Below are 25500 nucleotides of genomic sequence, written 5' to 3' on the forward strand. Positions count from 1 at the left end.
CCTCGCCACGGCGTTCTGTTCGATGGCCGCGAGGCTGCGGCCGGAGGGGCGGCGGACACTCAGTCGAGGTCCAGCTCCTCGATGGTCAGGTTCTGGTTGGTGAAGACGCAGATGCTGCCGGCGATGTTCAGTGCGGTCTCGGCGACCTCGCGGGCGGACAGGTCGGTGTGCAGCAGCAGCGCCTTCGCCGCGGCCTGCGCGTAGGGGCCGCCGGAACCCATGGCGATCAGGCTTTCCTCCGGTTCGACCACATCGCCGTTGCCGGTGATGATCAGCGAGGCGTCCTTGTTGGCCACCGCCAGCATGGCTTCCAGGCGGCTCAGCGTGCGGTCGGTGCGCCAGTCCTTGGCCAGCTCGACGGCGGCGCGGACCAGATGCCCTTGGTGTTTTTCCAGCTGCCCCTCGAAGCGCTCGAAGAGGGTGAAGGCGTCCGCGGTGGCGCCGGCGAACCCGGCCAGCACCTGGCCGTGATAGAGGCGGCGGACCTTCTTCGCGTTGCCCTTCATCACGGTGTTGCCGAGGGAAACCTGGCCGTCGCCGCCCATGACGACTTTGCCTTGGCGGCGGACTGAAACGATGGTGGTCAAGGGAGTCTCTCCACGCTGCGGGGCGAAAATGCCCGAGTGGAGCCTATATGGGGTGAAGGCGGGGAGATTTCAACGGCGCGGGTGGCCGGCCGCGGTGGGCAGCCGGCCGGGCGTTCAGCGCGTCTGGCGCTGCTGGGGCAGCACGTTGCGAAAACCGTCGCCGGCCAGCTGCTTCTGCGCCTGCTCCAGCTGCTGGCGGTTGGTGAAGGGGCCGGCCACCACGCGGTGCCAGGTTTCGCCGCGCACGGTGCCGACCTCGACGCGCACGCTCTGGCCGAGCAGGGCGATGCGCGCCCGGGCATCGTCCGCGTCGGCCTTGCTGCGGAACGAGCCGGCCTGCAGATAGTAGTGGGTGGTCGGCGCGGGCTTGGCCAGGGCCGGCGGCTTGGCGGTGACGGCGGGCGGCGTGCGGCCGTTGAGCAGGGCCTCGGCGCGGGCGGCATCCTGGGCCGGCGTCGGCTTGGGCTGCGGAGGCTGCTGCGTCGGGCGCTGTTGTGCCGGCGGTTTTGCCTGCGCCGTCTGCTGCTGGACGGCCGGCTGCGTCGGCTGTGCCGGCGGAAGCTGCTGCTGAGGCGGCAGCTGCGGTTGTGCTTGCTGCTGTGTCGGCGGCTGTTGCGCCGCCTGGGCTGGCGGCTGTACCGGCGGCTTCTGCGGCTGCGCCTGCGGTGGCGCCGGCTGTTGCTGTGCGTTCGGCGGCACCACGACTTCCGACTCCGGCAGCAGGGTGTAGAAGTCATACTTCGGCTTGTTCGGCTGCTGCGGCGCCGCCTTGCCCGGTGACTGCTCGGCAGTGTCGCGCTTGATCGCGTCGCTGCCGGGCTCGAGCTTGGTCAGAAACATCGCGAAGCCGCCGACGGCCAGGCCGCAGGCCAGCCAGAGCCAGCTCGGTATCTCTCGCCGGTGCGGCGGCGGGGTGCGGCTGGCGCCGCGCTTGGGGGCAGTGTTCTTTGCCATGCTGGTGGGTAAGTCCCTTTACTTACATGCGTTCCAGGGTTTCCAGGCCGAGCAGTTCCAGGCCCTGCCGGAGAGTGCGGCCGGTCAGCGCGGCCAGCAGCAGACGGCTCTGCTGGCGGGCCGGGGTGTCGGCAGCGAGGATCGGGCAGTTCTCGTAGAAGCTGGAGAACAGCCCGGCCAGATCATAGAGGTAGGCGCAGAGCAGGTGCGGCAGACCCTTCTCGGCGACGTTGCCGAGCACCTCGCCGAACTGCGCCAGCCGGGCGGCCAGTGCCTGCTCCTGGTCGGCCTCGAGGACCAGACTGCCGTCGATCTCGGCGAAGCCCTTGCCCAGCTTGCGGAACACGCTGGCCACGCGGGTGTAGGCGTAGAGCAGGTAGGGCGCGGTGTTGCCCTCGAAGCTCAGCATCAGCTCGAAGTTGAAGCTGTAGTCGCTGGTGCGGTGCTTGGACAGGTCGGCGTACTTCACCGCGCCGATGCCGACCGCGCGGGCGATGCTGCGCAGCTCGTCCTCGGGCAGGTCCGGGTTCTTGCCCTGGACCAGAGCGTAGGCGCGCTGTTCGGCCTCGTCGAGCAGGTCGATCAGCTTCACCGTGCCGCCGTCGCGGGTCTTGAACGGGCGGCCGTCGGCGCCGTTCATGGTGCCGAAGCCCATGTGCTCAAGGTCCGTGCCCTCGCGCACGAAGCCGGCGCGGCGCGCCGCCGCGAAGGCCATCTGGAAGTGCAGGGCCTGGCGCTGGTCGACGAAGTAGAGCACCCGGTCGGCCTCGAGCACCTTGCTGCGGTAGCGCATCGCGGCGAGGTCGGTGGTGGCGTAGAGATAGCCGCCGCCGGCCTTCTGCACGATCACCGGCAGCGGGTTGCCCTCGGCATTCTTGAACTCGTCGAGGAACACGCACTGGGCGCCGTCGCTCTCGGTCAACAGGCCCTTGTCGCGCAGGGCCTGGACGATGCCCGGCAGTTCGTCGTTGTAGGCGCTCTCGCCGCGGATGTCGTCCGCGCTCAGGCGCACGCCGAGGCGCTCGTAGACTTCCTGGCAGTGCGACAGGGAGATCTCGTTGAAGCGCTGCCACAGGCGCAGGCATTCCGCATCGCCGGCCTGCAGCTTGACCACCAGTTCGCGGGCGCGGTCGGCGAAGGCCTCGGATTCGTCGAAGCGCTTCTTCGCGGTGCGGTAGAACTGTTCGAGGTCGGCCAGCTCGCTCTCGGCGGAGGCCGGGTTCTCCTCCAGGTGGGCCAGCAGCATGCCGAACTGGGTGCCCCAGTCGCCGACGTGGTTCTGGCGGATCACGGTGTCGCCGAGGAACTCCAGCACCCGCGCCACGGCGTCGCCGATGATGGTCGAGCGCAGGTGGCCGACGTGCATCTCCTTGGCCAGGTTGGGCGAGGACAGGTCGACCACCACGCGCTGCAGGTCGCCGTGCTTGCGCACGCCGAGGCGCTCGTCGGCCAGCGCCCGCTGCAGGCGCTGGGCCAGGGCATCGCTGTTCTGGAAGAAGTTGAGAAAGCCCGGGCCGGCGATTTCCACCTTGCTGATCGAGGCACTGGCCGGCAACGCGGCGATCAGCTTCTCGGCCAGCTCGCGCGGCTTCAGCCCGGCCGGCTTGGCCAGCATCATGGCGATGTTGCTGGCGAAGTCGCCGTGGCTCTTGTCCTTGCTGTTTTCCACCTGGATCGCCGGCGTCAGGCCCGCGGGGAGCACGCCGTCATCGGTCAGGCGGGTCAGGGCTTGCTGGATCAGCTGGCGAATCGTGTCTTTCATGGTCTGCTCGTGGCCGCGGAGGGGCGCTGCACCGGGAAGGCGGGTTGTGAAAACCGGGCATTATCCGCGGCAGGGGCGGGCTTGCCAACCGCTGCGAGTCCGGGCGGCGGCCGTGCCGATCGACAGGCCGGCTGGCGCCAGAGCTCGTGTCTCAGTACAGGTCGACCGGGTCGACATCCAGCGACCAGCGTACCGTGCGGGCGCCGGGCAGCCGTTCGAGAACCGCCAGCCACGGCCCGAGCAGGCGGCGCAGCGGCGCACGGCTGGCGGCCTGCAGCAGCAGCTGGGCGCGGTAGCGGCCGGCGCGGCGCTCCATGGGCGCCGGCACCGGGCCGAGCAGCTCGATACCGGAGAGCTGCAGCGCGTCGAGCAGGTGCTGGGCCTCGGCGGCAGCCTGTTCGAGAAAGTCCTCGGCCTGGCCCGGCCGGTGCGCCTCGGCGCGCAGCAGGGCGAGGTGGGAGAAGGGCGGCAGGCCGGCGGCGCGGCGCTCTTCGAGGGCCTGCTCGGCAAAGGCCAGGTAGCCCTGTTCGGCGAGCTGGACCAGCAGCGGGTGGTCGGCCAGGTGGCTCTGGATGATCACCGTGCCCGGCTCTTCGGCACGCCCGGCGCGCCCGGCGACCTGCACGATCAGCTGGGCCATGCGCTCGCTGGCGCGGAAATCGGCGGAGAACAGGCCGCCATCGGCATCGAGGATCGCCACCAGGGTGACCCGCGGGAAGTGATGTCCCTTGGCGAGCATCTGCGTGCCGACCAGCAGGCAGGGTTCGCCGCGGTGGATGATGGCAAGCAGCCTGGGCAGTGCGTCCTTGCGCGCGGTGCTGTCGCGGTCGACGCGCAGCACCGGGTAGTCGGGAAACAGGATGGCCAGGCGCTCCTCGGTGCGCTCGGTGCCGGCGCCGACCGGGCGCAGGTCGACCCGGCCGCACTGCGGACAGGCGGTCGGCTGGCGCTCGACGTGGCCGCAGTGGTGGCAGCGCAGCTCGCGCTGGCGCTGGTGCAGGGTCATGCGCGCGTCGCAGCGCGGACACTGGGCGATCCAGCCGCAGTCGTGACACAGCAGGGTCGGCGCGAAGCCGCGGCGATTGAGGAACACCAGCACCTGCTGGCCGGCGGCGAGGGTGCGGGCGATGGCCTGCTGCAGGGGCGGGGAGATGCCGGCGTCGAGCGGACGGCTCTTCACGTCCAGGCGCAGGAAGCGCGGCGGGCGGGCGTGGCCGGCGCGCTGGCGGAGCTGGAGCAGGGCGTAGCGGCCGGTGTGGGCATTGTGCAGGCTCTCCAGTGAGGGCGTGGCGGAGCCGAGCAGGATCGGGATCTCCTCCTGCCGGGCGCGCACCACGGCGAGGTCGCGGGCGTGGTAGCGCAGGCCTTCCTGCTGCTTGTAGGAGGCGTCGTGCTCCTCGTCGACGATGATCAGGCCGGGGTGCTTGAGCGGGGTGAACAGCGCCGAGCGGGTGCCGATGACGATGTCCGCCTCGCCGTCGCGGGCCGCCAGCCAGGCGTCCAGGCGCTCGCGGTCGCCGATGCCGGAGTGGAGCAGGGCGATCCGTGCGTTGAAGCGGCGGGTGAAGCGCTCCAGGGTCTGCGGTCCGAGGTTGATTTCCGGGATCAGCACCAGTGCCTGCCGGCCGGCCTCGAGTACCTGGCGGATCAGCTGCAGATAGACCTCGGTCTTGCCGCTGCCGGTGACGCCGGCGAGGAGGAAGGCGTTGAAGCCGCCGAAGCCGGCGCGCACCGCCTCGAGCGCCTCGCGCTGTTCGTCGTTCAGCGGCAGTCCGGCCTGGAGCAGCCAGCTGCCGTGCCGTTCGCGGGGCGCGTGCTGGCGTGCCTCGGTGTGCAGCAGGCCCTTGGCCAGCAACAGGTCGAGGCTGGCCCTGTTCAGCTGCAGCTTGCCGAGCAGCGTCTGGGGCACGCCGTGGGGGTGCTGGGCGAGGACCTGCAGGGCTTCGCGCTGGCGCGGCGCGCGGGCCAGGCGCGGGTCGTCCGGGCGGGCGCCTTCGGCCAGATGCCACCAGCGCTCCTCGCGCCGCTCGGCCGGCTCGCCCTGGCGCAGCAGCGCCGGCAGGGCCCAGCCGAAGGTGTCGCCGAGGCTGTGCTGATAGTAGTGGGCCGTCCACCGGCACAGCCTGAGCAGGCTCGCCGGCAGCGCGGGCCTGGGATCGAGAAGCTCGAGGGCGGCCTTCAGTTTGTCGGCCGGCACCTCGCTGTGCCCGCTCAGCTCGACCAATACGCCGACCACCTCGCGGCGGCCGAAGGGTACGCGCAGGCGCACGCCCGGCTGCAGGAGGGCAGGTGGCACGCCAGGCGGCGCGCGGTAGTCGAACAGGCGGCGCAGTGGGGAGGGCAGGGCGAGGCGGAGGATCGGGGCGGGCACGCGGGCAGTCCTTGGCGGGGAGCAGCGATCTTAGCAGGCAACGAGATCGGTACGGCGACCAGCCGGCTTTGCGCGCTTGCATCAGGGCAGTGCTCTGGTATCATCCGCCGCCTGTTTCCGTACGGTGCCTGACATAGGGTCGGGTGGCGGTACGCCAGAGTCGAGGACTTTTCCATGAAAGCCGATATCCATCCGAATTACGTCGAGATCGAGGCGACCTGCAGCTGCGGGAACGTGATCAAGACCCGCTCCACCCTGGGCAAGAACCTCAGCATCGACGTGTGCTCCGAGTGCCATCCGTTCTATACCGGCAAGCAGAAGGTGCTCGACACCGGCGGCCGTATCGACCGCTTCAAGCAGCGTTTCGGTGTGTTCGGCGCCAAGTAAGCGCCGATGGCCAGGACGGCCTGATGGACTGTTTCGAGCTGCTGAAAAAGGCGCCCCTCGCGGGCGCCTTTTTCGTTTCCGTCGTCTGGGGATTTCCGGCCCAGGCGTTCTGTCCGGCACCGGGCACACTGTCGACCGCTCGCGTGGAGCAGGTGCTGGACGGCGATACCCTGCGCCTCGCCGACGGGCGCCGCGTGCGGCTGATCGGCCTCAATACGCCGGAGCGCGAACGCCGGGGACGGCCTGCCGAGCCTTTTGCCGAGGCGGCGCGCGAGCGCCTGCGGCAACTGGTGGCAGCCAACGATGGGTGGGTCGGCCTGCAGCCGGGGACTCAGGCCAGGGATCGCTATGGGCGCACCCTGGCCCATGCCTATGACGGGCGCGGGCGCAACTGGGAGGCGCAGCTGCTTGCCGAGGGGCTAGGCTATCAGGTGGCGATGGCGCCGAACGTGGCGCTGGCGGGCTGTCTGCAAGAGGCCGAGCGCCACGCGCGGGCGGTCGAGGCGGGGCTCTGGCGGCGCCCGGCCTGGAAGACGCCGGAGCAGTTGCAGCGTGGCGGCTTTGCCCTGATCCGCGCGCGGGTGAGTGGGGTCGAGCGCAATCGCGGCGGTCTGTGGATCGAGCTGGACGGGCCGCTGGTCCTGCGCATCGAGCCGGAACGGCTCGGCCTGTTCGACCTGCCCGCCCTGCAGCGCCTGCCGGGACGGCACATCGAGGCGCGCGGCTGGGTGGTCGACCACTCCCGTCGCGAGCGCATGGACAGGGGGCAGATGCACTGGATGCTGCCGCTGACCCATCCGCTGATGCTCGAGGTGCCGCCATGAGGCCATGTCTGGTCCTGTTGCTGCTGGGGTTGCTGGCAGGTTGCGCGACCAATCCGGTCAGCGGGCGCAGCGATTTCGTCATGCTGAGCGAGCGTCAGGAACTGGAGATCGGTCGTCGCCTCCACCCGCAGATCCTCGAGCAATATCCGCGCTATGCCGACGAGCGGCTGCAGGCCTATGTGCAGCAGGTCGGCGAGCGGGTCGCCCGCTACAGTCACCGCAGCGCCCTGGATTACCGCTTCACCGTGCTCGACTCGCCGGATCTGAACGCCTTCGCCTTGCCCGGCGGCTATGTCTACATCCATCGCGGCCTGCTGGCCTACCTCAATTCGGAGGCCGAGCTGGCGGCGGTGCTCGGTCACGAGGTCGGGCATGTCACGGCGCGCCACGGGGTGCGCCAGCAGAGCCAGGCGAGCGCCTGGAACATCGTCAGCCAGGTCATCGCCATCGGTACCGGGGTGGGCGCGGCGGGCGATCTGACCAGCATGCTCGGCAGTGCCCTGGTGCGCGGCTACGGGCGGGACATGGAGCTGGAGGCCGATGGCCTCGGCGCGCAGTATCTGGCGCGGGCCGGCTACGATTCCGAGGCGATGATCGCGGTGGTCAGGCTCTTGAAGAACCAGGAGGACTTTGCCCGCCAGGAGGCCGCCCAGCGCGGCGAGCCGCAGCCGGAGTCGGGTTATCACGGACTCTTCGACAGCCATCCGGACAATGATCGGCGCCTGCACGAGGTGGTCGGGTCTGCGCGGGGGCTGGTCGCGGTGCGCCAGGAGGTGAATCGGGAGGGCTTTCTCGAGCAGATCGAGGGCCTGCCCTTCGGCGATTCGGAGGCCTCGGGGGTGGTCCGCGGACAGGCCTTCTATCACGGCCCGCTGGACTTCACCCTGAGCTTTCCGCAGGGCTGGGCGCTGGTCAATCGGCCGGATGCGCTGGTCGGGCTGACGCCGGATCGCCAGGGGCTGATTGCCATGACCATGGAGCCCGTCGATCCGCAACTGGCGCCGGAGGCGTTCCTGCAGCAGCGCATCGGCGATCGCCGTCTGCTCGAGGGCAGACCCCTGCGCCAGCAGGGGCTGCAGGGGTATACCGGCCTCATGCCCGGTACCCCGGCCCGGCGGGTCGCGGTCCTGTACCGGGAGCGCCAGGCCTTCCTGTTCGTGGCGGCGCTCAAGGGCAAGTCCGGCCTGGGGGCGGCGGATGCTGACTTTCTGCGGGTGATTGGGAGTTTCCGGCCGCTGCAGGACGCCGAACGGAAGCTGACTCAGCCGTTGCGATTGCACCGGGTGCGGGTCGGCGAGGGGCAGCGGCTGGCCGGATTCAGTCAGGCCAGCGGGGTGGCGGAGGCATCCGTGATGCGCCTGCGGCTATTGAACAATCTTTATCCGGACCTTGAACCGCGTCCGGGAGACTGGCTGAAAATCTTATATTAGAGGCCTTGACATGCGGCGTTGAGTGCTATTGTTGGTGCTCGTCGTCTTGCCGTATGCTCATCCTGCAAGTCGCAACATAATAAAAATGGAAACTATAAATATGTCCGATCTCAAAACCGCCGCCCTCGAATACCACGCTCATCCGCGCCCCGGAAAGCTGAGCGTGGAACTGACCAAACCCACCCAAACTGCCCGCGACCTGTCGCTGGCCTACAGCCCCGGCGTCGCCGAGCCGGTACGAGAAATTGCCCGCGATCCCGAACTGGCCTACACCTACACCGGCAAGGGGAACCTGGTCGCCGTCATTTCCGACGGTACCGCGATCCTCGGCCTGGGCAATCTCGGCCCGCTGGCCTCCAAGCCGGTCATGGAAGGCAAGGGCGTGCTGTTCAAGCGCTTCGCCGGCGTCGACGTGTTCGACATCGAGGTCGACGCGGAGAGCCCGCAGGCCTTCATCGATACTGTCAAGCGCATTTCCATCACCTTCGGCGGCATCAACCTGGAGGACATCAAGGCGCCCGAGTGCTTCGAGATCGAGCGGGCCCTGATCGAACAGTGCGACATCCCGGTTTTCCATGACGACCAGCACGGCACCGCCATCGTCACCGCGGCCGGCATGCTCAATGCACTGGAAATCGCCGGCAAGAGCCTGCCGACTGCCAGGATCGCCTGTCTCGGTGCCGGTGCCGCGGCCATTTCCTGCATGCGCCTGCTGGTCAGCCTGGGCGCCAAGGTGGAGAACATCCACATGATCGACCGCCAGGGGGTCATCCATTCCGGGCGCGACGATCTGAACCAGTACAAGGCGGTGTTCGCCCACGAAACCGACAAGCGCACCCTGGCCGACGCCCTCGACGGCGCCGACGTCTTCGTCGGCCTGTCCGGCGCCAATCTGCTGAGCCCGGAAGACCTGCTGCGCATGGCGCCGAACCCGATCGTCTTCGCCTGTTCCAACCCGGATCCGGAGATCAAGCCGGAACTGGCGCATGCCACGCGCAGCGACGTGATCATGGCCACCGGTCGCTCCGACTACCCGAACCAGGTCAACAACGTGCTGGGCTTTCCCTTCATCTTCCGCGGCGCCCTGGACGTGCGCGCCACCCGCATCAACGAGGAGATGAAGATCGCTGCGGCCCACGCCCTGCGCGAGCTGGCCAGGCTGCCGGTGCCCAAGGAAGTCTGCGAGGCCTACGGGGTCTCCGGCCTGGAGTTCGGTCGCGAATACATCATTCCGAAGCCCATGGACCCGCGGCTGATCACGCTGGTTTCCGATGCCGTGGCCAGGGCCGCCATCGAGAGCGGCGTGGCCTCCCTGCCCTATCCGAAGCACTACCCGCTGCAGTCGGTGGATGCGGTGTTCAACGGCTGATCCGCAATTCTCCCAACAAAAAGGAACCCCGCCTCGAGCGGGGTTCCTTTTTGTTGGGCTCAGAACAGGTCGATCGGCGGAGCGGAATCTTTCGCCAGGCTGCCTTGGCTGGACTCCTCCTCGCTAGCCATGGGAGGCGGAGCCTCGTTCTTGAACAGCTCGAAGAAGGCTCCGGGGGTGCCGGGCGAGGCGATGCGGCCGCTGCTTGGGTTGATGCGCAGGGTCAGCAATCCTTCGGGTTCGGCCTGCAGGTGGGGCGGTTTGTCCTTCAGGGCGGCAGACATGAAGCCCATCCAGATCGGCAGGGCCACGGTGCTGCCGTATTCGTGGCTGCCCAAGCTTTCCGGCTGGTCGAAGCCGGCCCAGACAGTGGTGACGTAGTCGGCGTTGTAGCCGGAGAACCAGCTGTCCTTGGATTCGTTGGTGGTCCCGGTCTTGCCGGCCAGGTCGCTGCGCCCCATTTCCAGGGCGCGACGGGCCGTGCCGCGCTTGATCACATCCTGCAGCATGCTGGTCATGATGTAGGTGGTGCGGGCATCGACGATGCGCTCGGCAGCAATCGGCTCGGGCGCTGCGGGAGGCTGGCCGGCTGACGTCGGCTGGACATTCTCCGGAAGGTCGCCGCTGGTGGTGTCTGGTATTGAGTCCTCGGTGGCGGCCGACGTATTGACGAAGGCGCCGGGTGCCGGCTGCTCTCCTGGCACGCGGGGCGGATTGGCCTGATAGAGGAGCTTGCCGTCGCGGTCTTCGATGCGCTCGATCAGGTAAGGCTGGATGCGGTAACCGCCGTTGGCGAAGGTGCTCCAGCCGCCGGCGATTTCCAGCGGGGTCAGGTTGGCCGTGCCGAGCGCCAGGGACAGGTTGCGCGGCAGGTCCCGCTTGTCGAAGCCGAAGCGGCCGATATAGTCGAGGGTGTAGTCGATGCCCGTGCTTTGCAGCAGGCGAATCGACACCAGGTTGCGCGACTTGTACAGGGCCTCGCGCATGCGGATCGGGCCGAGGAAGGTGTTGGTGTCGTTCTTCGGGCGCCAGACCGTGTCCAGATATGGATCGACGAAGACGATCGGTGCGTCGTTGATCAGGCTGGCGGCGGTAAAGCCGCGATCCAGCGCCGCGCTGTAGATGAAGGGCTTGAAGCTCGAGCCGGGCTGCCGTTTGGCCTGGGCGGCACGATTGTAGTGGCTCTGCTCGAAGGAGAAGCCGCCCACCAGGGCGCGTATGGCTCCGTCCCGCGGATCCAGGGAAACCAGGGCGCTCTGGGCGGCGGGGATCTGGCTGAAGGCGAGGCTGCCGTCCTCCTGGCGCTGGACGCGGATCAGGTCGCCGATCTTGACCACCTGGCCCGGCTGCTGCGGTTTGGGACCCTGGCTGTCGGCGCTGATGAAGGGGCGAGCCCAGCTCATGCTCTCCCAGCTCACTTTTTCTTCGTTGCCGCTGCGCGTCAGGACATGGATGGCGCTGCTGCCGACCTGGGTGACGACGGCGGGCTCGAGGTTGTTGATGATGCGCCGCTTGTTCAGTTCCTCCAGCCAGGCGTCCCTGTTCGTGCCGGGCAGCCGAGCCTCGGGGCCACGGTAGCCATGGCGCCGGTCGTAGTCGAGCAGCCCCTGGCGCACGGCCATGCTGGCTGTCTCCTGCAGGTCGCTGGGAACCGTGGTGGTGACCCGAAATCCTTCGGTATAGGCATCGCTGCCATAGCGGCCGACCAGTTCGGCGCGGGCCATTTCGGCGATGTAGGGCGCATTCAGCTCGGGAGTGGCTACGTGATAGCTGGCTTCCGCAGGCTCGGCGAGGGCCTGCTGGTAGCTGGCCTCGTCGATGTGCCCGAGCTTGTGCATGCGCCCGAGGATCCAGTCGCGTCGCTCCTTGCTGCGTGCCGGATTGGCCAGCGGGTTGAAGCGCGACGGGGCTTTCGGCAGGCCGGCGATCATCGCCAGCTGCGCCAGACTCAGTTCGCGGATGGGCTTGCCGTAATAGACCTGGGCTGCGGCCTCGATGCCATAGGCGCGGTTGCCGAGGTAGATCTTGTTGACGTAGAGCTCGAGGATCTCCTCCTTGCTGAGTTCCCGCTCGATCTGCAGGGCAAGAAGGATTTCGTTGGCCTTGCGCGAGAAGCTCCGCTCGCTGGTCAGGAAGAAATTCTTCGCCACCTGCATGGTGATGGTGCTGCCCCCGGTCTGAATATGCCCGCTGCTCAATAATTGCGTGGCAGCGCGCATTAGGCTGGCAAGGTCGACGCCATAATGGCTGGCGAAATTATCGTCCTCCGCAGCCAGCAGGGCATGGATGAAGTCCGGGGGAATGTCTGCATAGCGGATGGGGGTGCGGCGCATTTCGCCAAACTCCGCAATCAGCTTGGCATCGCTGCTGTATATCCGCAGGGGGATCTGCAGCTGGATGGTGCGCAGCGATTCGGCCGACGGAAGGCTGGGTCCCAGATAGAGGAAGGCTCCGCTCAGACCGAGCAGCAGGCTGCTGAAAGTGGCGACGAAAGTCCAGCCGAAGAATTTAAGCAAACGCATCAAGGCCGCGGGGTTTCCAGATGAAAGAGGGACGGATTTTCAGGCGAGGCGAAAAGCGAAAAGCCGGTCACATTATATGCGGTTTTTCTGCTGGATAGCCATTTACGCTTCTGTCAAGCCTGTTATCTAATGCGCCATTACATAAATTGTCCGTAAGTTACGGATACAGCAAGGAAATTGGTTGTGCTAGGGCTCTTCAACAAGAAAGCGGGTTCATTACTGGGGATCGATATTAGTTCGACCACGGTCAAGCTTATCGAATTGAGTCGTTCAGGTAACCGTTACCGGGTAGAGGCCTACGCTGTCGAGCCGCTTCCTGCCAATGCCGTCGTCGAGAAGAACATTGTCGATCTCGATGGTGTCGGCCAGACCTTGAGCAAGGTGCTGGCCAAGGCCAAGACCGGAACCAGGAACGCGGCCGTGGCCGTGGCGGGTTCCGTGGTGATTACCAAGACCGTCGAGATGGATTCCGGGCTTTCCGAGGATGAAATGGAAACCCAGTTGAAGCTCGAGGCCGACCAATACATTCCCTATCCCCTCGAGGAAGTGGCGATCGACTTCGAGATCCAGGGGCCGCTGCCACGCAGCCCCGGACGCGCCGAGGTGCTGCTCGCCGCCTGCCGCAAGGAGAACGTCGAGGCCCGCGAGGCGGTGCTGGCACTGGCCGGCCTGACGGCCAAGGTCGTCGATGTCGAGGCCTATGCCATGGAGCGCGCCTGCGGCCTGCTGGTCGACCAACTGGGCGGCGATCCGGCGGGGTTGATCGTAGCTGTCGTCGATATCGGCGCGACCATGATGACGCTCAGCGTAATGCATCAAGGTCGCACCCTCTATACCCGCGAGCAGCTGTTCGGCGGCAAGCAGCTCACCGACGAAATCCAGCGCCGCTATGGCCTGTCCATGGCCGAAGCCGGTCTGGCCAAGAAGAAAGGCGGACTTCCAGCAGACTACGACAGCGAGGTTTTGCAGCCGTTCAAGGACGCTGTCGTACAGCAGGTTTCCCGTTCGCTGCAGTTCTTTTTCGCGGCGGGCCAGTACAACCAGGTCGACTACATCCTGCTGGCGGGAGGGACCTCTTCCCTGCCGGGACTTGATCAGCTGATCCAGCAGAAGACCGGGACCCGGACGCTGGTGGCCAACCCGTTTGCCGAGATGGCGTTGAGCCCCAAGGTGAATGCCTCGGCGCTGGTCAGCGATGCTCCAGCCATGATGGTTGCCTGCGGTCTGGCGATGAGGAGTTTCGATTAGATGGCGCGGATCAACCTTCTACCCTGGCGCGAGCAGCTTCGCGAGGAGCGTCGCCAGCGTTTTCTGGTCACGCTGGGGGCGGTGTTGCTGGTTGCTGGCGGCCTGGTTTTCCTGGGGGACCGATACCTGAATGCGAGCATCGAGGCGCAACGTGTGCGCAACGATTTCATTCGCAAGGAGATCGCCGTGCTCGATGCGCGGATCAAGGAAATCAGCGAGCTCAAGACCCGTCGCCAGCAATTGCTGGAGCGGATGAAGATCATTCAGGACCTGCAGGGCAATCGGCCGATCATCGGTCGGGTCTTCGATCAGTTGGTTCGCACTTTGCCCGATGGCGTGTATTTCACCTCCCTGAAGATGGCCGGCAAGAACATCGCTATCGAGGGGGCGGCCGAGTCCAACAACCGCGTCTCGAATCTGATGCGCAATCTGGATGGCTCCGAATGGCTCGAGGCGCCGAACCTGACGGCCGTGAAGGCCGTGACGGCCGGCGCCCTGGATCAGACCAACGTCTTTCAGTTGACCGTCCAGCAGGTGCGGCCGGGACAGGAGGATGAGGCGCAGGGCGCAGGGGGCGCGCAAACCGGAGCTGCCGCTGCTCGTGGCTCGGCGGCTGATCCGAAAGGTGCGCAGAAGAAAGAAGGAGCGCGGAAATGAATCTGTCCGAGTCCCTGGAAAGTTTGCGCAAGATCGACCTGTCCGACCTGGATCTGAACAACCTCGGATCATGGCCGGCACCAGTAAAGGTCATCACCTGCCTGCTGCTGCTGATCGGCGTTCTGGCATTGGGCTACAACTTCCATCTCAAGGATTTGCAGGAACAGCTCGAGCGGGTGCGCGGCGAAGAGGGCACCCTGAAGCAGCAGTTCGCCACCAAGGCCTTCCAGGCGGCGAACCTGGAGGCCTACAGGCGGCAGATGGCGGAGATGGAAACCTCCTTCGGTGTCCTGTTGCGACAGCTGCCGAGCGATACCGAGGTGCCGGGACTGCTCGAGGACATCACCCGTACCGGCTTGGGCAGTGGACTGGAGTTCGAGGAGATCAAACTTCTCCAGGAAGTTGCCCAGCAATTCTATATCGAATTGCCGATACAAATATCTGTAGTGGGCAGTTATCACGATCTGGCCACTTTTGTCAGCGGAGTCGCCAGTCTTCCGCGAATAGTCACATTGCATGACTTCGAAATAAAACCCGTGGCCTCGGGAGACAACACGAAGTTGCGCATGAAAATACTGGCCAAGACTTATCGCTATAACGACAAGGGACTGCAGAAATGAGGGGCGCCCGTCTAATTTGCATTGCGGCCCTTGTCGGACTTTCCGGTTGTAATGTCGGTAATGAGTTTCAGGATTTGCAGACCTATATGGACGAGGTTCGTGCGCGGCCCAAGGGAACGATCGAGCCGCTGCCGGAGTTTCAGCCCTACGAGGCCTTCACCTACAGTGCGGCAGCCATGCGCAGCCCATTCCAGCCACCGGTGAAAATCGACCTGGCCACCCAGCAGAGGGGCTCGAAGGACATCCGTCCGGATGAGAAGCGGGTCAGGCAGTATCTCGAGGGTTTCAACATCGAAGTCTTCGAGATGGTCGGCACGCTCTCCAACGGGGAGGGCGTGCAGGCCCTGATGCGCGGGGCGGGCGCTGTCCATCGGGTGAAGGTGGGCGACTATCTGGGGCGCAACCATGGTCGCATCGTCAAGATCAACGAGGCCTCCATCGATGTCGTGGAAATCGTTCCTGATGGCGAAGGCGGCTGGTTGGAGCGTCCGCGCAGCCTCACTTTGAAGGAGCGCTCGTGATGGGTGCATCCAGCATGAAGAAAAATTCCCGGTCTGCATTACGGAACCAGTCAATGAACAGCACCCTTTCGCGTCTTGGTATTTCAGTCCTGGCTGCCCTGCTGTCGCCGGAATTGTTGGCGGCCGACCTCAAGGCTCTGGATGTGGCCGCCCTGCCTGGCGATCGGGTCGAGCTCAAGTTGTCCTTCGACGAGCCCGTGCCGGCGCCGCGCGGCTATACCATCGAGCAGCCGGCCCGGATCGCCCTGGATCTGCCCGGTGTAGCCAACAAGCTGGGGACCCGGTATCGCGAGCTGGGCGTCGGCAATGCCCGCAGCGTCACCCTGGTCGAGGCGGGCGGCCGCACCCGGATGATCGTCAACCTGGCGAGCCTGTCGCCCTATAGCACGCGAGCCGAAGGCAACAACCTCTATGTGGTGATCGGCGAGTCGGCCGCCGCGCCCCGGCAGGCCGGCACTGCGCCGTCACCGGTCGTCACGGCGGCTCCGGTTCCGTCGGTCAAGCCCTATGCGCCGGCCGGCAAGACCGTCCAGGGCATCGACTTCCAGCGCGGCGAGCAGGGCGAAGGCAACGTTATCATCGATCTGTCGAGTCCGGGCATGAATCCCGATGTCCAGGAGCAGGGTGGCAAGATCCGCCTGGACTTCCCGGGTGCGCAGTTGCCGGAATCCCTGCGGGCACGTCTGGATGTCAAGGATTTCGCTACACCCGTGCAGTTCGTGAGTGCTTCGAGTGAGGGTGGCAAGGCCAGCATCCTGATTGAGCCGACCGGCATGTACGACTATCTGGTCTACCAGACCGACAACCGCCTGACCGTCAGCGTCAAGCCGCTGACCCAGGAAAATGTCGCCAAGCGCAATGCCGACCGCTTCGCCTATACCGGCGAGAAGCTGTCGCTGAACTTCCAGGATATCGATGTCCGCTCGGTCCTGCAGCTGATCGCCGACTTCACCAACCTCAACCTGGTGGCCAGCGACACCGTGCAGGGCAATATCACCCTGCGCCTGCAGAATGTGCCCTGGGACCAGGCGCTCGATCTGGTGCTCAAGACCAAGGGGCTGGACAAGCGCAAGGTCGGCAATGTCCTGCTGGTGGCGCCGGCCGACGAAATCGCGGCGCGCGAGCGTCAGGAGCTGGAGGCGCAGCAGCAGATCGCCGAGCTGGCCCCCCTGCGCCGCGAGCTGGTCCAGGTGAACTACGCCAAGGCAGCGGATATCGCCAAGCTGTTCCAATCGGTCACCAGCGGCGAAGAGGGTGAAGAGCAGCGCGGTTCCATCACCGTCGACGAGCGGACCAACAACATCATCGCCTACCAGACCCAGGAGCGTCTGGACGAGCTGCGACGGATCGTCGCCCAGCTGGACATTCCGGTGCGCCAGGTGATGATCGAGGCACGCATCGTCGAGGCCAATGTCGATTACGACAAGAGCCTGGGGGTGCGCTGGGGCGGCAGCTTCGTGAACGACCAGTGGAGCCTGTATGGCAAGGATGGTGCGCAATCCATCGATGACGGGCAGGTGTTTCTGCCTGGGACCGATCAGGTCGGCAACTTCACCCTGGAGGATGGCGTGGCGCCGGTCCCCTTCGTCGACATGGGCGTGGCGAACAGTACATCGGGCCTTGGCATCGGCTTCGTTTCCGACCACCTGATTCTCGACCTTCAACTGTCGGCCATGGAAAAGACCGGCAATGGAGAGGTCATTTCCCAGCCCAAGGTCCTCACTTCGGACAAGGAGACGGCGAAGATCCTGACCGGCGAGGAGATCCCCTACCAGGAGGCCAGCTCCAGCGGTGCGACCAGCACCTCCTTCAAGGAGGCGGCGCTGTCGCTGGAGGTGACGCCGCAGATCACCCCCGACAACCGCATCATCATGGAGGTGAAGGTGACCAAGGATCAGGCGGACTTCTCCAAGGCGATAGGCGGAGTGCCGCCGATCAACAAGAACGAGGTCAACGCCAAGGTGCTGATCGGCGACGGCGAAACCATCGTGATCGGCGGAGTCTTCTCCAATACCCAGGCCAAGTCCGTGGACAAGGTGCCCTTCCTCGGCGACCTGCCGTTCATCGGACGTCTGTTCCGCCGCGACGTGGTCGCCGACAGCAAATCCGAGCTGCTTGTTTTCCTGACTCCGCGTATTCTTAACAACCAGGCTATTGCGGTGAGTCGTTGAGTCAGTGCGAAATGTGATCCTCGTGGGCCCGATGGGCTCGGGCAAGAGCACCATCGGGCGTTTGCTTGCCAAAGAATTGCGGTTGACGTTCAAGGATTCCGACAAGGAAATCGAGCAGCGTACCGGCGCCGACATTCCCTGGATCTTCGACGTGGAAGGGGAGGCGGGCTTTCGCGAGCGCGAGCAGGCGATGATCGGGGAGCTTTGCGCCGATGACGGCATCGTGCTCGCCACGGGCGGCGGTGCCGTGCTGCGGCCCGAGAATCGCGTCGCCCTGCGCGCGGGCGGGCGAATCGTCTACCTGCATGCCTCGGTTGCCCAGCAACTGGAGCGCACGTCCCGCGACCGCAACCGTCCGCTGCTGCGCTCCGCCGATCCGGGGCGCGTGCTGAGCGATCTGATGCTCGTCCGGGACCCCTTGTACCGGGAGATTGCCGATCTGGTGGTGGAAACCGACGAGCGACCGCCGCGCATGGTCGTGGAAGAAATTCTCGATCGCCTGCACACGCTGCCGCCGCGGTAAAGCCGCACGCAACTGCGCTATCCTAGCGCCCTTTCCAAAGCGGGGGCTTTCATGCAGACGTTACAGGTTGATCTCGGCGAGCGCAGCTATCCCATCTATATTGGAGCCGATCTGCTCGGCCGGGCGGAATGCATCGTTCCGCACCTGGCCGGCCGCCAGGTGGCGATAGTCACCAACGAGACCGTCGCGCCACTCTATCTGGACAAGCTGGCGCGGGCGCTGTCCGGCTGCGATCTGACCCCCATCGTGCTGCCGGATGGCGAGGCCTTCAAAAACTGGGAAACCCTGCAGAAGATTTTCGACGGCCTGCTCGAGGCGCGGCACGACCGGCGTACCACCCTCATTGCCCTGGGCGGCGGGGTCATCGGCGACATGGCCGGATTTGCTGCCGCCTGCTATCAGCGCGGGGTCGACTTCATCCAGATTCCGACTACCCTGCTGTCCCAGGTGGATTCCTCGGTGGGGGGCAAGACCGGCATCAACCACCCGCTGGGCAAGAACATGATCGGCGCCTTCTATCAGCCGAAAGCCGTGGTGATCGACACCTCCACCCTGGCTACCCTGCCGGCGCGGGAGTTGTCTGCCGGGCTGGCCGAGGTGATCAAGTACGGCCTGATCTGCGACGAGCCCTTCCTGGGCTGGCTGGAGGCGCACATGGAGGCGCTTCGTGCGCTGGATGCGGCGGCCCTGACCGAGGCCATTGCCCGCTCCTGTGCGGCCAAGGCGCAGGTGGTCGGGGCCGACGAGCGTGAGACGGGAGTGCGTGCCACCCTGAACCTGGGACACACCTTCGGTCATGCCATCGAAACCCACATGGGCTACGGTTCCTGGCTGCATGGCGAGGCCGTGGCTGCGGGCACCGTCATGGCTCTGGAGATGTCCCGGCGCCTCGGTTGGATCGACGAGGCCGGACGCGATCGCAGCATCCGCCTGCTGCAGCGAGCAGGGCTGCCCGTGGAGCCGCCGGCGGAAATGACCGCAGGCGATTTCCTCAGGCACATGGCCGTCGACAAGAAGGTGCTGAGCGGCCAGCTGCGGCTGGTGCTGCTCAAGCGCCTGGGCGAAGCGGTGGTAACTGGAGATTTCCCGCGTGAGGCCTTGCAGGCTACCCTGGATACCGACTACCGGATGCTGATGGAACAGACCAGTCACTGAGAAAGCCATGACCAGTTTGCATGCAGATGAAGCTCTCCTGACCTACTACCAATTCAGTCACGACCCCTTTGCGCCGCGAACGCCGGGTTTCAAGTTCTTCCCGGCACAGCGCAAGCAGGTACTTGGCCAACTGCATCACCTTGCCCGCTACAGTCGCTTGCTGCTGGTGGTCAGCGGGCCGCTGGGCAGTGGCAAGACGCTTTTGCGGCAGGCTCTGGTGGCCAGCAGCAACAAGCAGTCGGTGCTATGCGTCGTGGTTTCCGCACGGGCCTCGGCGCGGGTCGATGGTTTGCTGCGGCAGATCGCCCTTGGGCTGGGGCTGGGGCATGCGGACGAGCAGTCGATCCTGGGCCAGGTCGAGCAACTGGCTGCCACGGGCCAGGAGCTCTACCTTCTGGTGGACGATGCGGAGTTGCTGGAGACGGCCGCCCTCGATGCCCTGCTGGCCCTGGCTGCAGGCACGGCCATGGGGCGGCCCCACGTGTTCCTGTTCGGCGAGCCGGAACTGGTGGCGCGCCTGCAGTCTCTGGCTGACGGCGAGGAGCGCTTCCATGTGCTGCGGCTGAATCCCTATGCGCTGAATGACACGCGCGAATATCTGGCACTGCGTCTGGAGGGGGCGGGCAGCGATATCGGGGTGTTCAGCGACGAGCAGATCGAGGCGATTCACCGCGAGTCCGGTGGCTGGCCGGGAGAAGTCAACCGGCTCGCCCGTGAGCTGCTGCATGAAGAGATGCAGTCCGGATACGCCGAGGACGACGACTCGCCGGGCCTGATCCTGCCGAAGAAGCATCTGTTGGCCCTGGCGGTGGTCGCCGTGGCCGTGGCTGCGGCCTGGTTCGTGCGCGGCGGAGCGGAAGGCGAGGCGCCGGTTGTGGCGCAGCAGTCGCTGGCGGAGGCGCCGAGCGCTCCGGCTGCCGAGCCGGCTGATGTTGTGCCCTCGCAGTCCGTGGCGGACGAAATCCAGCCGGTGCTGCGCGAGCCGCTGGCCCAGGCGGCGAGCGAGGCGGACGTCGCGGATGTCGGAATTGCCGGTCCGGCTGCGGTCGTGGCGGCCACCACTACTGCCGCGCTTGCGCCGAGCACGCAGGCTCCGGTCGCGCCGTCAGCGCCGGCGCCGAAGCCTGCGCTCAGGGCGCCTGCGGTGGTGCAGCCGGCTTCCCAGCCCCAGCCCAGGTCCGCTTCTCAGGCGCCGGCCGCCGCGAAGCCAGTCATGCCTTCCGCACCGGCTCCTGCGCCGCGGGTGGTTGCGAAGCCCGCGCCGGCTCCAGCGGCTGTAGCCCCCTCCCAGCAGGTGGCTGCGAAGCCAGCTCCAGCGGCAGCGGTTCCTACCCCGCAGGCGGCGCCGAAACCGGCGCTTCAGCCGGCTGCCGTCCAGGCCGGTGCGCCAGTGGGGGGGGCGCGCGCCCAGGCTGCTTCGCGCTACACCCTGCAGGTACTGGGCACGCGCTCGGAAAGTAGTGCGAAGGCCTTCGTGCGTGCCCAGGGGGCAGGTTACCGCTACTTCCGCAAGCTGCATCAGGGGCAGCCGCTGTTCGTGGTCACCTACGGCAGTTTCGCCAGTCGCGCCGAGGCGCAGGCGGCGATCAAGACTCTGCCGGCGGCGGTACAGTCGAGCAAGCCCTGGCCGCGTACCTTTGCCAGCATTCAGCAGGAGGCCGGCGTGCGCTGATATCGCTCTAACACGACAGGTTCGATTTATCTTTCAAGATCGCGACACCCTGCTACGAGAAAACGACTCGGGCGTTTGTGGTGTGTGGTCGGGTGTGCGACAATGGTCGCCCTTTTTGTCTGCCCGGCGGCGAGGCTGATCTCGGTCGCGCAGGCAAGCACTGTTTGAAAGCAAAGAATCTGCCCGGTGAGAGTGTCTATGAAAGCAGGTCTGTACCATCCTGAAGAATTCAAGGATAACTGCGGCTTCGGTCTGATTGCCCACATGCAAGGCGAGGCGAGTCATCACCTGCTGCAAACCGCCATTGAAGCGCTGACCTGCATGACCCACCGCGGCGGCATCAACGCCGACGGCAAGACCGGCGACGGTTGCGGCCTGCTGATGCAGAAGCCGGACGCCTTCCTGCGCGCCAAGGCGCAGGAGCACTTCGGCGCCGAGCTGTCCGGGCAGTATGCGGTCGGCATGATCTTCCTCAGCCAGGATGCCGGCAAAGCCGAAACGGCGCGCGCGCGCGTGAACGAGGAAATCGCCGCACAGGGTCTGACCCTGGTTGGCTGGCGCGAGGTGCCGGTGGATACCTCGGTGCTCGGTCCGCTGGCCTTGGAGCGTCTGCCGCGCATCGAGCAGGTGTTCGTCGCCGGCGATGGCCTTTCCGACCAGGAATTCACCATCAAGCTGTTCTTTACCCGCCGTCGCGCCGAAGTCGCCCTCAAGGATGACCCGGACTTCTACGTCTGCAGCCTGTCGCACAAGGACATCATCTACAAGGGCCTGATGATGCCCGCCGATCTGGCGCGCTTCTATCCGGACCTGGGCGACGAGCGCCTGGCCACGGCGATCTGCGTGTTCCACCAGCGCTTCTCCACCAACACCCTGCCGCGCTGGCCGCTGGCTCAGCCGTTCCGCTTCCTTGCCCATAACGGCGAGATCAACACCATCACCGGCAACCGCAACTGGGCCCAGGCGCGCCGCCTGAAGTTCACCAACGAGCTGCTGCCCGATCTGGAAGGCCTGGCGCCGCTGGTCAACCGGACCGGCTCCGACTCCTCGAGCATGGACAACATGCTCGAACTGCTGGTCACCGGCGGCATGGACCTGTTCCGCGGCCTGCGCATGATCATTCCGCCGGCCTGGCAGAACGTCGAGACCATGGACGCCGACCTGCGCGCCTTCTATGAATACAACTCCATGCACATGGAGCCCTGGGACGGCCCGGCCGGCGTGGTGCTGACTGACGGTCGCTACGCCGTCTGCCTGCTCGACCGCAACGGCCTGCGTCCGGCGCGCTGGGTGACCACCAGGAACGGCTACATCACCCTGGCCTCGGAAATCGGCGTGTGGAACTACGCGCCGGAGGACGTCATCGCCAAGGGCCGGGTCGGTCCGGGGCAGATCCTCGCCGTGGACACCGAAACCGGCGAGATCCTGCATACCGACGACATCGACAACCGCCTGAAGTCGCGCCACCCCTACAAGAAATGGCTGCGCCAGAACGCCCTGCGCATCCAGGCCAACCTGGACGAGAGCGAAGGCACCTCGGCCTACGACGCCGAGCAGCTCAAGCAGTACATGAAGATGTTCCAGGTCACCTTCGAGGAGCGTGACCAGGTGCTGCGGCCGCTCGCCGAGCAGGGCCAGGAGGCGGTCGGCTCGATGGGCGACGACACCCCCATGGCCGTGCTGTCCAAGCGCGTGCGCTCGACCTACGACTATTTCCGCCAGCAGTTCGCCCAGGTCACCAACCCGCCGATCGACCCGCTGCGCGAGTCCATCGTCATGTCCCTGGAAACCTGCCTGGGCGCCGAGCGCAACGTCTTCGAGGAAACCGCCGAGCACGCCAACCGGGCGATCCTGACCACGCCGGTGATCTCCCCGGCCAAGTGGCGCAGCATCATGAGCCTTGAGCGCGAAGGCTTCGAGCGGCATTTCATCGACCTCAACTACGACGAGGCGCTGGGGCTCGAAGCCGCGGTGCGCAACATCGCCGACCAGGCCGAGGAAGCGGTGCGCGGCGGCAAGGTGCTGCTGGTGCTGTCCGACCGCCACATCGCCCCCGGCAAGCTGCCGGCGCACGCCTCCTTCGCCGTCGGTGCGGTGCACCACCGCCTGGTCGAGAAGGGCCTGCGCTGCGACTGCAACATCCTGGTGGAAACCGCCACCGCCCGCGACCCGCACCACTTCGCCGTGCTGCTGGGCTTCGGCGCCACCGCGATCTATCCGTTCCTCGCCTACGAGGTGCTGGCCGACCTGATTCGTACCGGCGAAGTGCTGGGCGACATGGACGATGTGTTCAAGTACTACCGCAAGGGTATCTCCAAGGGTCTCTTGAAGATCCTCTCGAAGATGGGCATTTCCACCGTGGCTTCCTACCGCGGCGCCCAGCTGTTCGAGGCGGTCGGCCTGGCCGATGAAGTGGTCGGGCTGAGCTTCCGTGGCGTCGCCTCGCGCATCAAGGGCGCGCGCTTCGTCGACCTGGAGGCCGAGCAGAAGCTGCTGGCCGCCGAGGCCTGGAGCAAGCGCAAGCCGATCCAGCAGGGCGGCCTGCTGAAGTTCGTCTACGGTGGCGAATACCATGCCTACAACCCGGACGTGGTGAGCACCCTGCAGGCTGCCGTGCAGCAGGGCGACTACGCCAGGTTCAAGGAGTACAGCGCGCTGGTCGACCAGCGGCCGGTGTCGATGCTGCGTGACCTGCTCAAGGTCAGGGAGACCGCCCAGCCGCTGGCGCTGGACGAGGTCGAGCCGCTGGAAGCGATTCTCAAGCGCTTCGATTCCGCCGGCATCTCCCTCGGTGCGCTGTCGCCGGAGGCTCACGAGGCCCTGGCCGAGGCGATGAACCGCCTGGGCGCGCGCTCCAACTCCGGCGAGGGTGGTGAAGACCCGGCGCGCTACGGCACCGCCAAGAGCTCGAAGATCAAGCAGGTGGCCACCGGCCGTTTCGGCGTGACCCCCGAGTACCTGGTCAACGCCGAGGTGCTGCAGATCAAGGTGGCCCAGGGCGCCAAGCCCGGCGAGGGCGGCCAGCTGCCGGGCGGCAAGGTCAACGGCCTGATCGCCCGCCTGCGCTATGCGGTGCCCGGCGTGACCCTGATCTCGCCGCCGCCGCACCATGACATCTATTCCATCGAGGACCTGGCGCAGCTGATCTACGACCTCAAGCAGGTCAACCCGCAGGCGCTGGTCTCGGTGAAGCTGGTGGCCGAGCCGGGCGTCGGCACCATCGCCGCCGGTGTGGCCAAGGCCTATGCTGACCTGATCACCATCTCCGGCTACGACGGCGGCACCGGCGCCTCGCCGCTGACCTCCATCCGCTACGCCGGCAGCCCCTGGGAACTGGGCCTGGCCGAGGCGCACCAGACCCTGCGCGGCAACGACCTGCGCGGCAAGGTGCGGGTGCAGACCGATGGCGGCCTGAAGACCGGTCTCGACGTGATCAAGGCGGCCATTCTCGGCGCCGAGAGCTTCGGCTTCGGCACCGCGCCGATGATCGCCCTCGGCTGCAAGTACCTGCGCATCTGCCACCTGAACAACTGCGCCACCGGCGTGGCCACCCAGAACGACAAGCTGCGCAAGGAGCACTTCATCGGCACCGTGGACATGGTGGTGAACTTCTTCACCTATATTGCCGAAGAAACCCGCGAGTGGCTGGCCAGGCTGGGCGTGCGCAGCCTCGGCGAGCTGATCGGCCGCACCGACCTGCTCGAAGTGCTGCCGGGCGAGACCGCCAAGCAGGGCAACCTGGATCTGACCCCGCTGCTCGGCAGCGACCATATCCCGGCCGACAAGCCGCAGTTCTGCGAGGTGGAGAAGAACCCGCCGTTCGACCCGGGCCTGCTGGCCGAGAAGATGGTCGAGCAGGCCCTGCCGGCGATCAAGAGCAAGGCCGGCGGCGAGTTCGCGCTGGACATCTGCAACTGCGACCGCTCCATCGGCGCCCGGGTCTCCGGCGAGATCGCCAAGGTCCACGGCAACCGGGGCATGGTCGCGGCGCCGATCACCTTCCGCTTCAAGGGCACCGCGGGGCAGAGCTTCGGCGTGTGGAACGCCGGCGGCCTGAACCTCTACCTGGAGGGCGACGCCAACGACTACGTGGGCAAGGGCATGACCGGCGGCAAGCTGGTGATCACCCCGCCCCAGGGCAGCGCGTTCAAGAGCCAGGAGTCGGCCATCCTCGGCAACACCTGCCTGTACGGCGCCACCGGCGGCAAGCTGTTCGCCGCCGGTACCGCCGGCGAGCGCTTCGCCGTGCGCAACTCCGGTGCCCATGCCGTGGTGGAAGGCACCGGCGACCACTGCTGCGAATACATGACCGGCGGCTTCGTCTGCGTGCTGGGCCGGACCGGCTACAACTTCGGTTCCGGCATGACCGGCGGCTTCGCCTATGTGCTCGACCTGGACAACGGCTTCGTCGACCGGGTGAACCACGAACTGGTGGAAATGCAGCGGATCAGCGGGGAGTCCATGGAGGCTCATCGCAGCCACCTGCAGCAGGTGCTGGCCGAGTACGTGGCCGAGACCGGCAGCCAGTGGGGCGCCCACCTGCTGGAGAACCTGGACGACTACCTGCGCATGTTCTGGCTGGTCAAGCCGAAGGCGGCGAGCCTGAAGTCGCTGCTCTCCAGCACCCGGGCCAACCCGCAGTAAGCAGCTTCGGCCGCAGCCTCGCGCAAGGGCGTACGAGGCTACCGGCTCATCCTGATGTGTCTTGCAGCTGCAGCTTGAGGCTC

18 protein-coding genes are annotated in these 25500 nt (G+C 66.3%); 13 read left to right on the forward strand and 5 right to left on the reverse strand.

Features of this window, described 5'->3' with window-relative positions; all coding sequences use genetic code 11:
• Positions 1–59: 59 nt before the first annotated feature.
• The 4 genes from hslV to ACG10_RS03390 all read right to left on the reverse strand — a co-directional run bounded on the left by hslV (position 60) and on the right by ACG10_RS03390 (position 5674).
• Positions 60–587, reverse strand: a complete 528-nt coding sequence (gene hslV, locus ACG10_RS03375; protein WP_039801840.1) for an ATP-dependent protease subunit HslV — start codon at positions 585–587, stop codon at positions 60–62.
• 114 nt (positions 588–701) lie between these two features.
• Complete coding sequence (locus ACG10_RS03380) at positions 702–1541, reverse strand: SPOR domain-containing protein (RefSeq protein ID WP_089167123.1); 840 nt, start codon at positions 1539–1541, stop codon at positions 702–704.
• A gap of 22 nt (positions 1542–1563) precedes the next feature.
• Positions 1564–3303, reverse strand: coding sequence for an arginine--tRNA ligase (gene argS, locus ACG10_RS03385; RefSeq protein WP_089167124.1), 1740 nt, complete (start codon positions 3301–3303; stop codon positions 1564–1566).
• A gap of 151 nt (positions 3304–3454) precedes the next feature.
• Complete coding sequence (locus ACG10_RS03390; RefSeq protein WP_089167125.1) at positions 3455–5674, reverse strand: primosomal protein N'; 2220 nt, start codon at positions 5672–5674, stop codon at positions 3455–3457.
• A 174-nt stretch (positions 5675–5848) separates the two neighbouring features.
• Between ACG10_RS03390 and rpmE the strand changes: the two genes are divergently transcribed.
• From rpmE to ACG10_RS03410, 4 genes are all read left to right on the forward strand, one after another.
• Positions 5849–6061: a 50S ribosomal protein L31 gene (gene rpmE / locus ACG10_RS03395; protein ID WP_039801850.1), complete on the forward strand. Its 213-nt coding sequence runs from the start codon at positions 5849–5851 to the stop codon at positions 6059–6061.
• Between the two features lie 23 nt (positions 6062–6084).
• Positions 6085–6885: a thermonuclease family protein gene (locus ACG10_RS03400; RefSeq protein ID WP_198319008.1), complete on the forward strand. Its 801-nt coding sequence runs from the start codon at positions 6085–6087 to the stop codon at positions 6883–6885.
• Positions 6882–8315 carry a M48 family metalloprotease gene (locus ACG10_RS03405; RefSeq protein WP_089167126.1) on the forward strand — a complete coding sequence of 478 codons (1434 nt, stop codon included), beginning with the start codon at positions 6882–6884 and terminating at the stop codon, positions 8313–8315. The genes ACG10_RS03400 and ACG10_RS03405 overlap by 4 nt, the downstream gene beginning before the upstream one ends.
• A 100-nt stretch (positions 8316–8415) precedes the next feature.
• Positions 8416–9684: a malic enzyme-like NAD(P)-binding protein gene (locus ACG10_RS03410; RefSeq protein ID WP_089167127.1), complete on the forward strand. Its 1269-nt coding sequence runs from the start codon at positions 8416–8418 to the stop codon at positions 9682–9684.
• Between the two features lie 59 nt (positions 9685–9743).
• Here ACG10_RS03410 and ACG10_RS03415 read toward each other — a convergent pair whose 3' ends face one another.
• Positions 9744–12209 (reverse strand): penicillin-binding protein 1A, encoded by a 2466-nt coding sequence (locus tag ACG10_RS03415; RefSeq protein ID WP_198319009.1) that lies wholly within the window; start codon positions 12207–12209, stop codon positions 9744–9746.
• Positions 12210–12389: 180 nt separating this feature from the next.
• Between ACG10_RS03415 and ACG10_RS03420 the strand changes: the two genes are divergently transcribed.
• The 9 genes from ACG10_RS03420 to gltB all read left to right on the forward strand — a co-directional run bounded on the left by ACG10_RS03420 (position 12390) and on the right by gltB (position 25417).
• Positions 12390–13454 (forward strand): pilus assembly protein PilM, encoded by a 1065-nt coding sequence (locus ACG10_RS03420; protein WP_089167129.1) that lies wholly within the window; start codon positions 12390–12392, stop codon positions 13452–13454.
• Entirely contained in the window at positions 13455–14111 is a 657-nt protein-coding gene (locus ACG10_RS03425) for a PilN domain-containing protein (protein WP_089167130.1), read from the forward strand. It abuts the gene before it with no gap.
• A complete protein-coding gene (gene pilO / locus ACG10_RS03430; RefSeq protein WP_089167131.1) occupies positions 14108–14731 on the forward strand; it encodes a type 4a pilus biogenesis protein PilO in 624 nt (207 codons plus the stop codon). The genes ACG10_RS03425 and pilO overlap by 4 nt, the downstream gene beginning before the upstream one ends.
• Positions 14728–15252, forward strand: coding sequence for a type 4a pilus biogenesis lipoprotein PilP (gene pilP / locus ACG10_RS03435; RefSeq protein ID WP_089167132.1), 525 nt, complete (start codon positions 14728–14730; stop codon positions 15250–15252). The genes pilO and pilP overlap by 4 nt, the downstream gene beginning before the upstream one ends.
• Before the next feature lie 53 nt (positions 15253–15305).
• Positions 15306–17423, forward strand: coding sequence for a type IV pilus secretin PilQ family protein (gene pilQ, locus ACG10_RS03440; protein WP_198319010.1), 2118 nt, complete (start codon positions 15306–15308; stop codon positions 17421–17423).
• Between the two features lie 4 nt (positions 17424–17427).
• On the forward strand, positions 17428–17946 hold the full coding sequence (aroK, locus tag ACG10_RS03445) for a shikimate kinase AroK (protein ID WP_089167134.1): 519 nt from the start codon (positions 17428–17430) through the stop codon (positions 17944–17946).
• Positions 17947–17997: 51 nt separating this feature from the next.
• Positions 17998–19101 (forward strand): 3-dehydroquinate synthase, encoded by a 1104-nt coding sequence (gene aroB, locus ACG10_RS03450; RefSeq protein WP_089167135.1) that lies wholly within the window; start codon positions 17998–18000, stop codon positions 19099–19101.
• Between the two features lie 7 nt (positions 19102–19108).
• Positions 19109–20773: an AAA family ATPase gene (locus ACG10_RS03455; RefSeq protein WP_089167136.1), complete on the forward strand. Its 1665-nt coding sequence runs from the start codon at positions 19109–19111 to the stop codon at positions 20771–20773.
• 198 nt (positions 20774–20971) lie between these two features.
• Positions 20972–25417, forward strand: a complete 4446-nt coding sequence (gene gltB, locus ACG10_RS03460; protein WP_089167137.1) for a glutamate synthase large subunit — start codon at positions 20972–20974, stop codon at positions 25415–25417.
• The last annotated feature ends 83 nt before the right edge of the window (positions 25418–25500 follow it).

Source organism: Azotobacter chroococcum (assembly GCF_002220155.1).
GTDB lineage: Bacteria > Pseudomonadota > Gammaproteobacteria > Pseudomonadales > Pseudomonadaceae > Azotobacter > Azotobacter chroococcum.

Coding starts and splice junctions, on each gene's coding strand:
- ACG10_RS03380 (WP_089167123.1), bottom strand. CDS start 1,541: ATGGCAAAGAACACTGCCCCCAAGCGCGGCGCCAGCCGCACCCCGCCG.
- argS (WP_089167124.1), bottom strand. CDS start 3,303: ATGAAAGACACGATTCGCCAGCTGATCCAGCAAGCCCTGACCCGCCTG.
- rpmE (WP_039801850.1), top strand. CDS start 5,849: ATGAAAGCCGATATCCATCCGAATTACGTCGAGATCGAGGCGACCTGC.
- ACG10_RS03400 (WP_198319008.1), top strand. CDS start 6,085: ATGGACTGTTTCGAGCTGCTGAAAAAGGCGCCCCTCGCGGGCGCCTTT.
- ACG10_RS03405 (WP_089167126.1), top strand. CDS start 6,882: ATGAGGCCATGTCTGGTCCTGTTGCTGCTGGGGTTGCTGGCAGGTTGC.
- ACG10_RS03410 (WP_089167127.1), top strand. CDS start 8,416: ATGTCCGATCTCAAAACCGCCGCCCTCGAATACCACGCTCATCCGCGC.
- ACG10_RS03425 (WP_089167130.1), top strand. CDS start 13,455: ATGGCGCGGATCAACCTTCTACCCTGGCGCGAGCAGCTTCGCGAGGAG.
- pilO (WP_089167131.1), top strand. CDS start 14,108: ATGAATCTGTCCGAGTCCCTGGAAAGTTTGCGCAAGATCGACCTGTCC.
- pilP (WP_089167132.1), top strand. CDS start 14,728: ATGAGGGGCGCCCGTCTAATTTGCATTGCGGCCCTTGTCGGACTTTCC.
- pilQ (WP_198319010.1), top strand. CDS start 15,306: ATGAACAGCACCCTTTCGCGTCTTGGTATTTCAGTCCTGGCTGCCCTG.
- aroB (WP_089167135.1), top strand. CDS start 17,998: ATGCAGACGTTACAGGTTGATCTCGGCGAGCGCAGCTATCCCATCTAT.
- ACG10_RS03455 (WP_089167136.1), top strand. CDS start 19,109: ATGACCAGTTTGCATGCAGATGAAGCTCTCCTGACCTACTACCAATTC.
- gltB (WP_089167137.1), top strand. CDS start 20,972: ATGAAAGCAGGTCTGTACCATCCTGAAGAATTCAAGGATAACTGCGGC.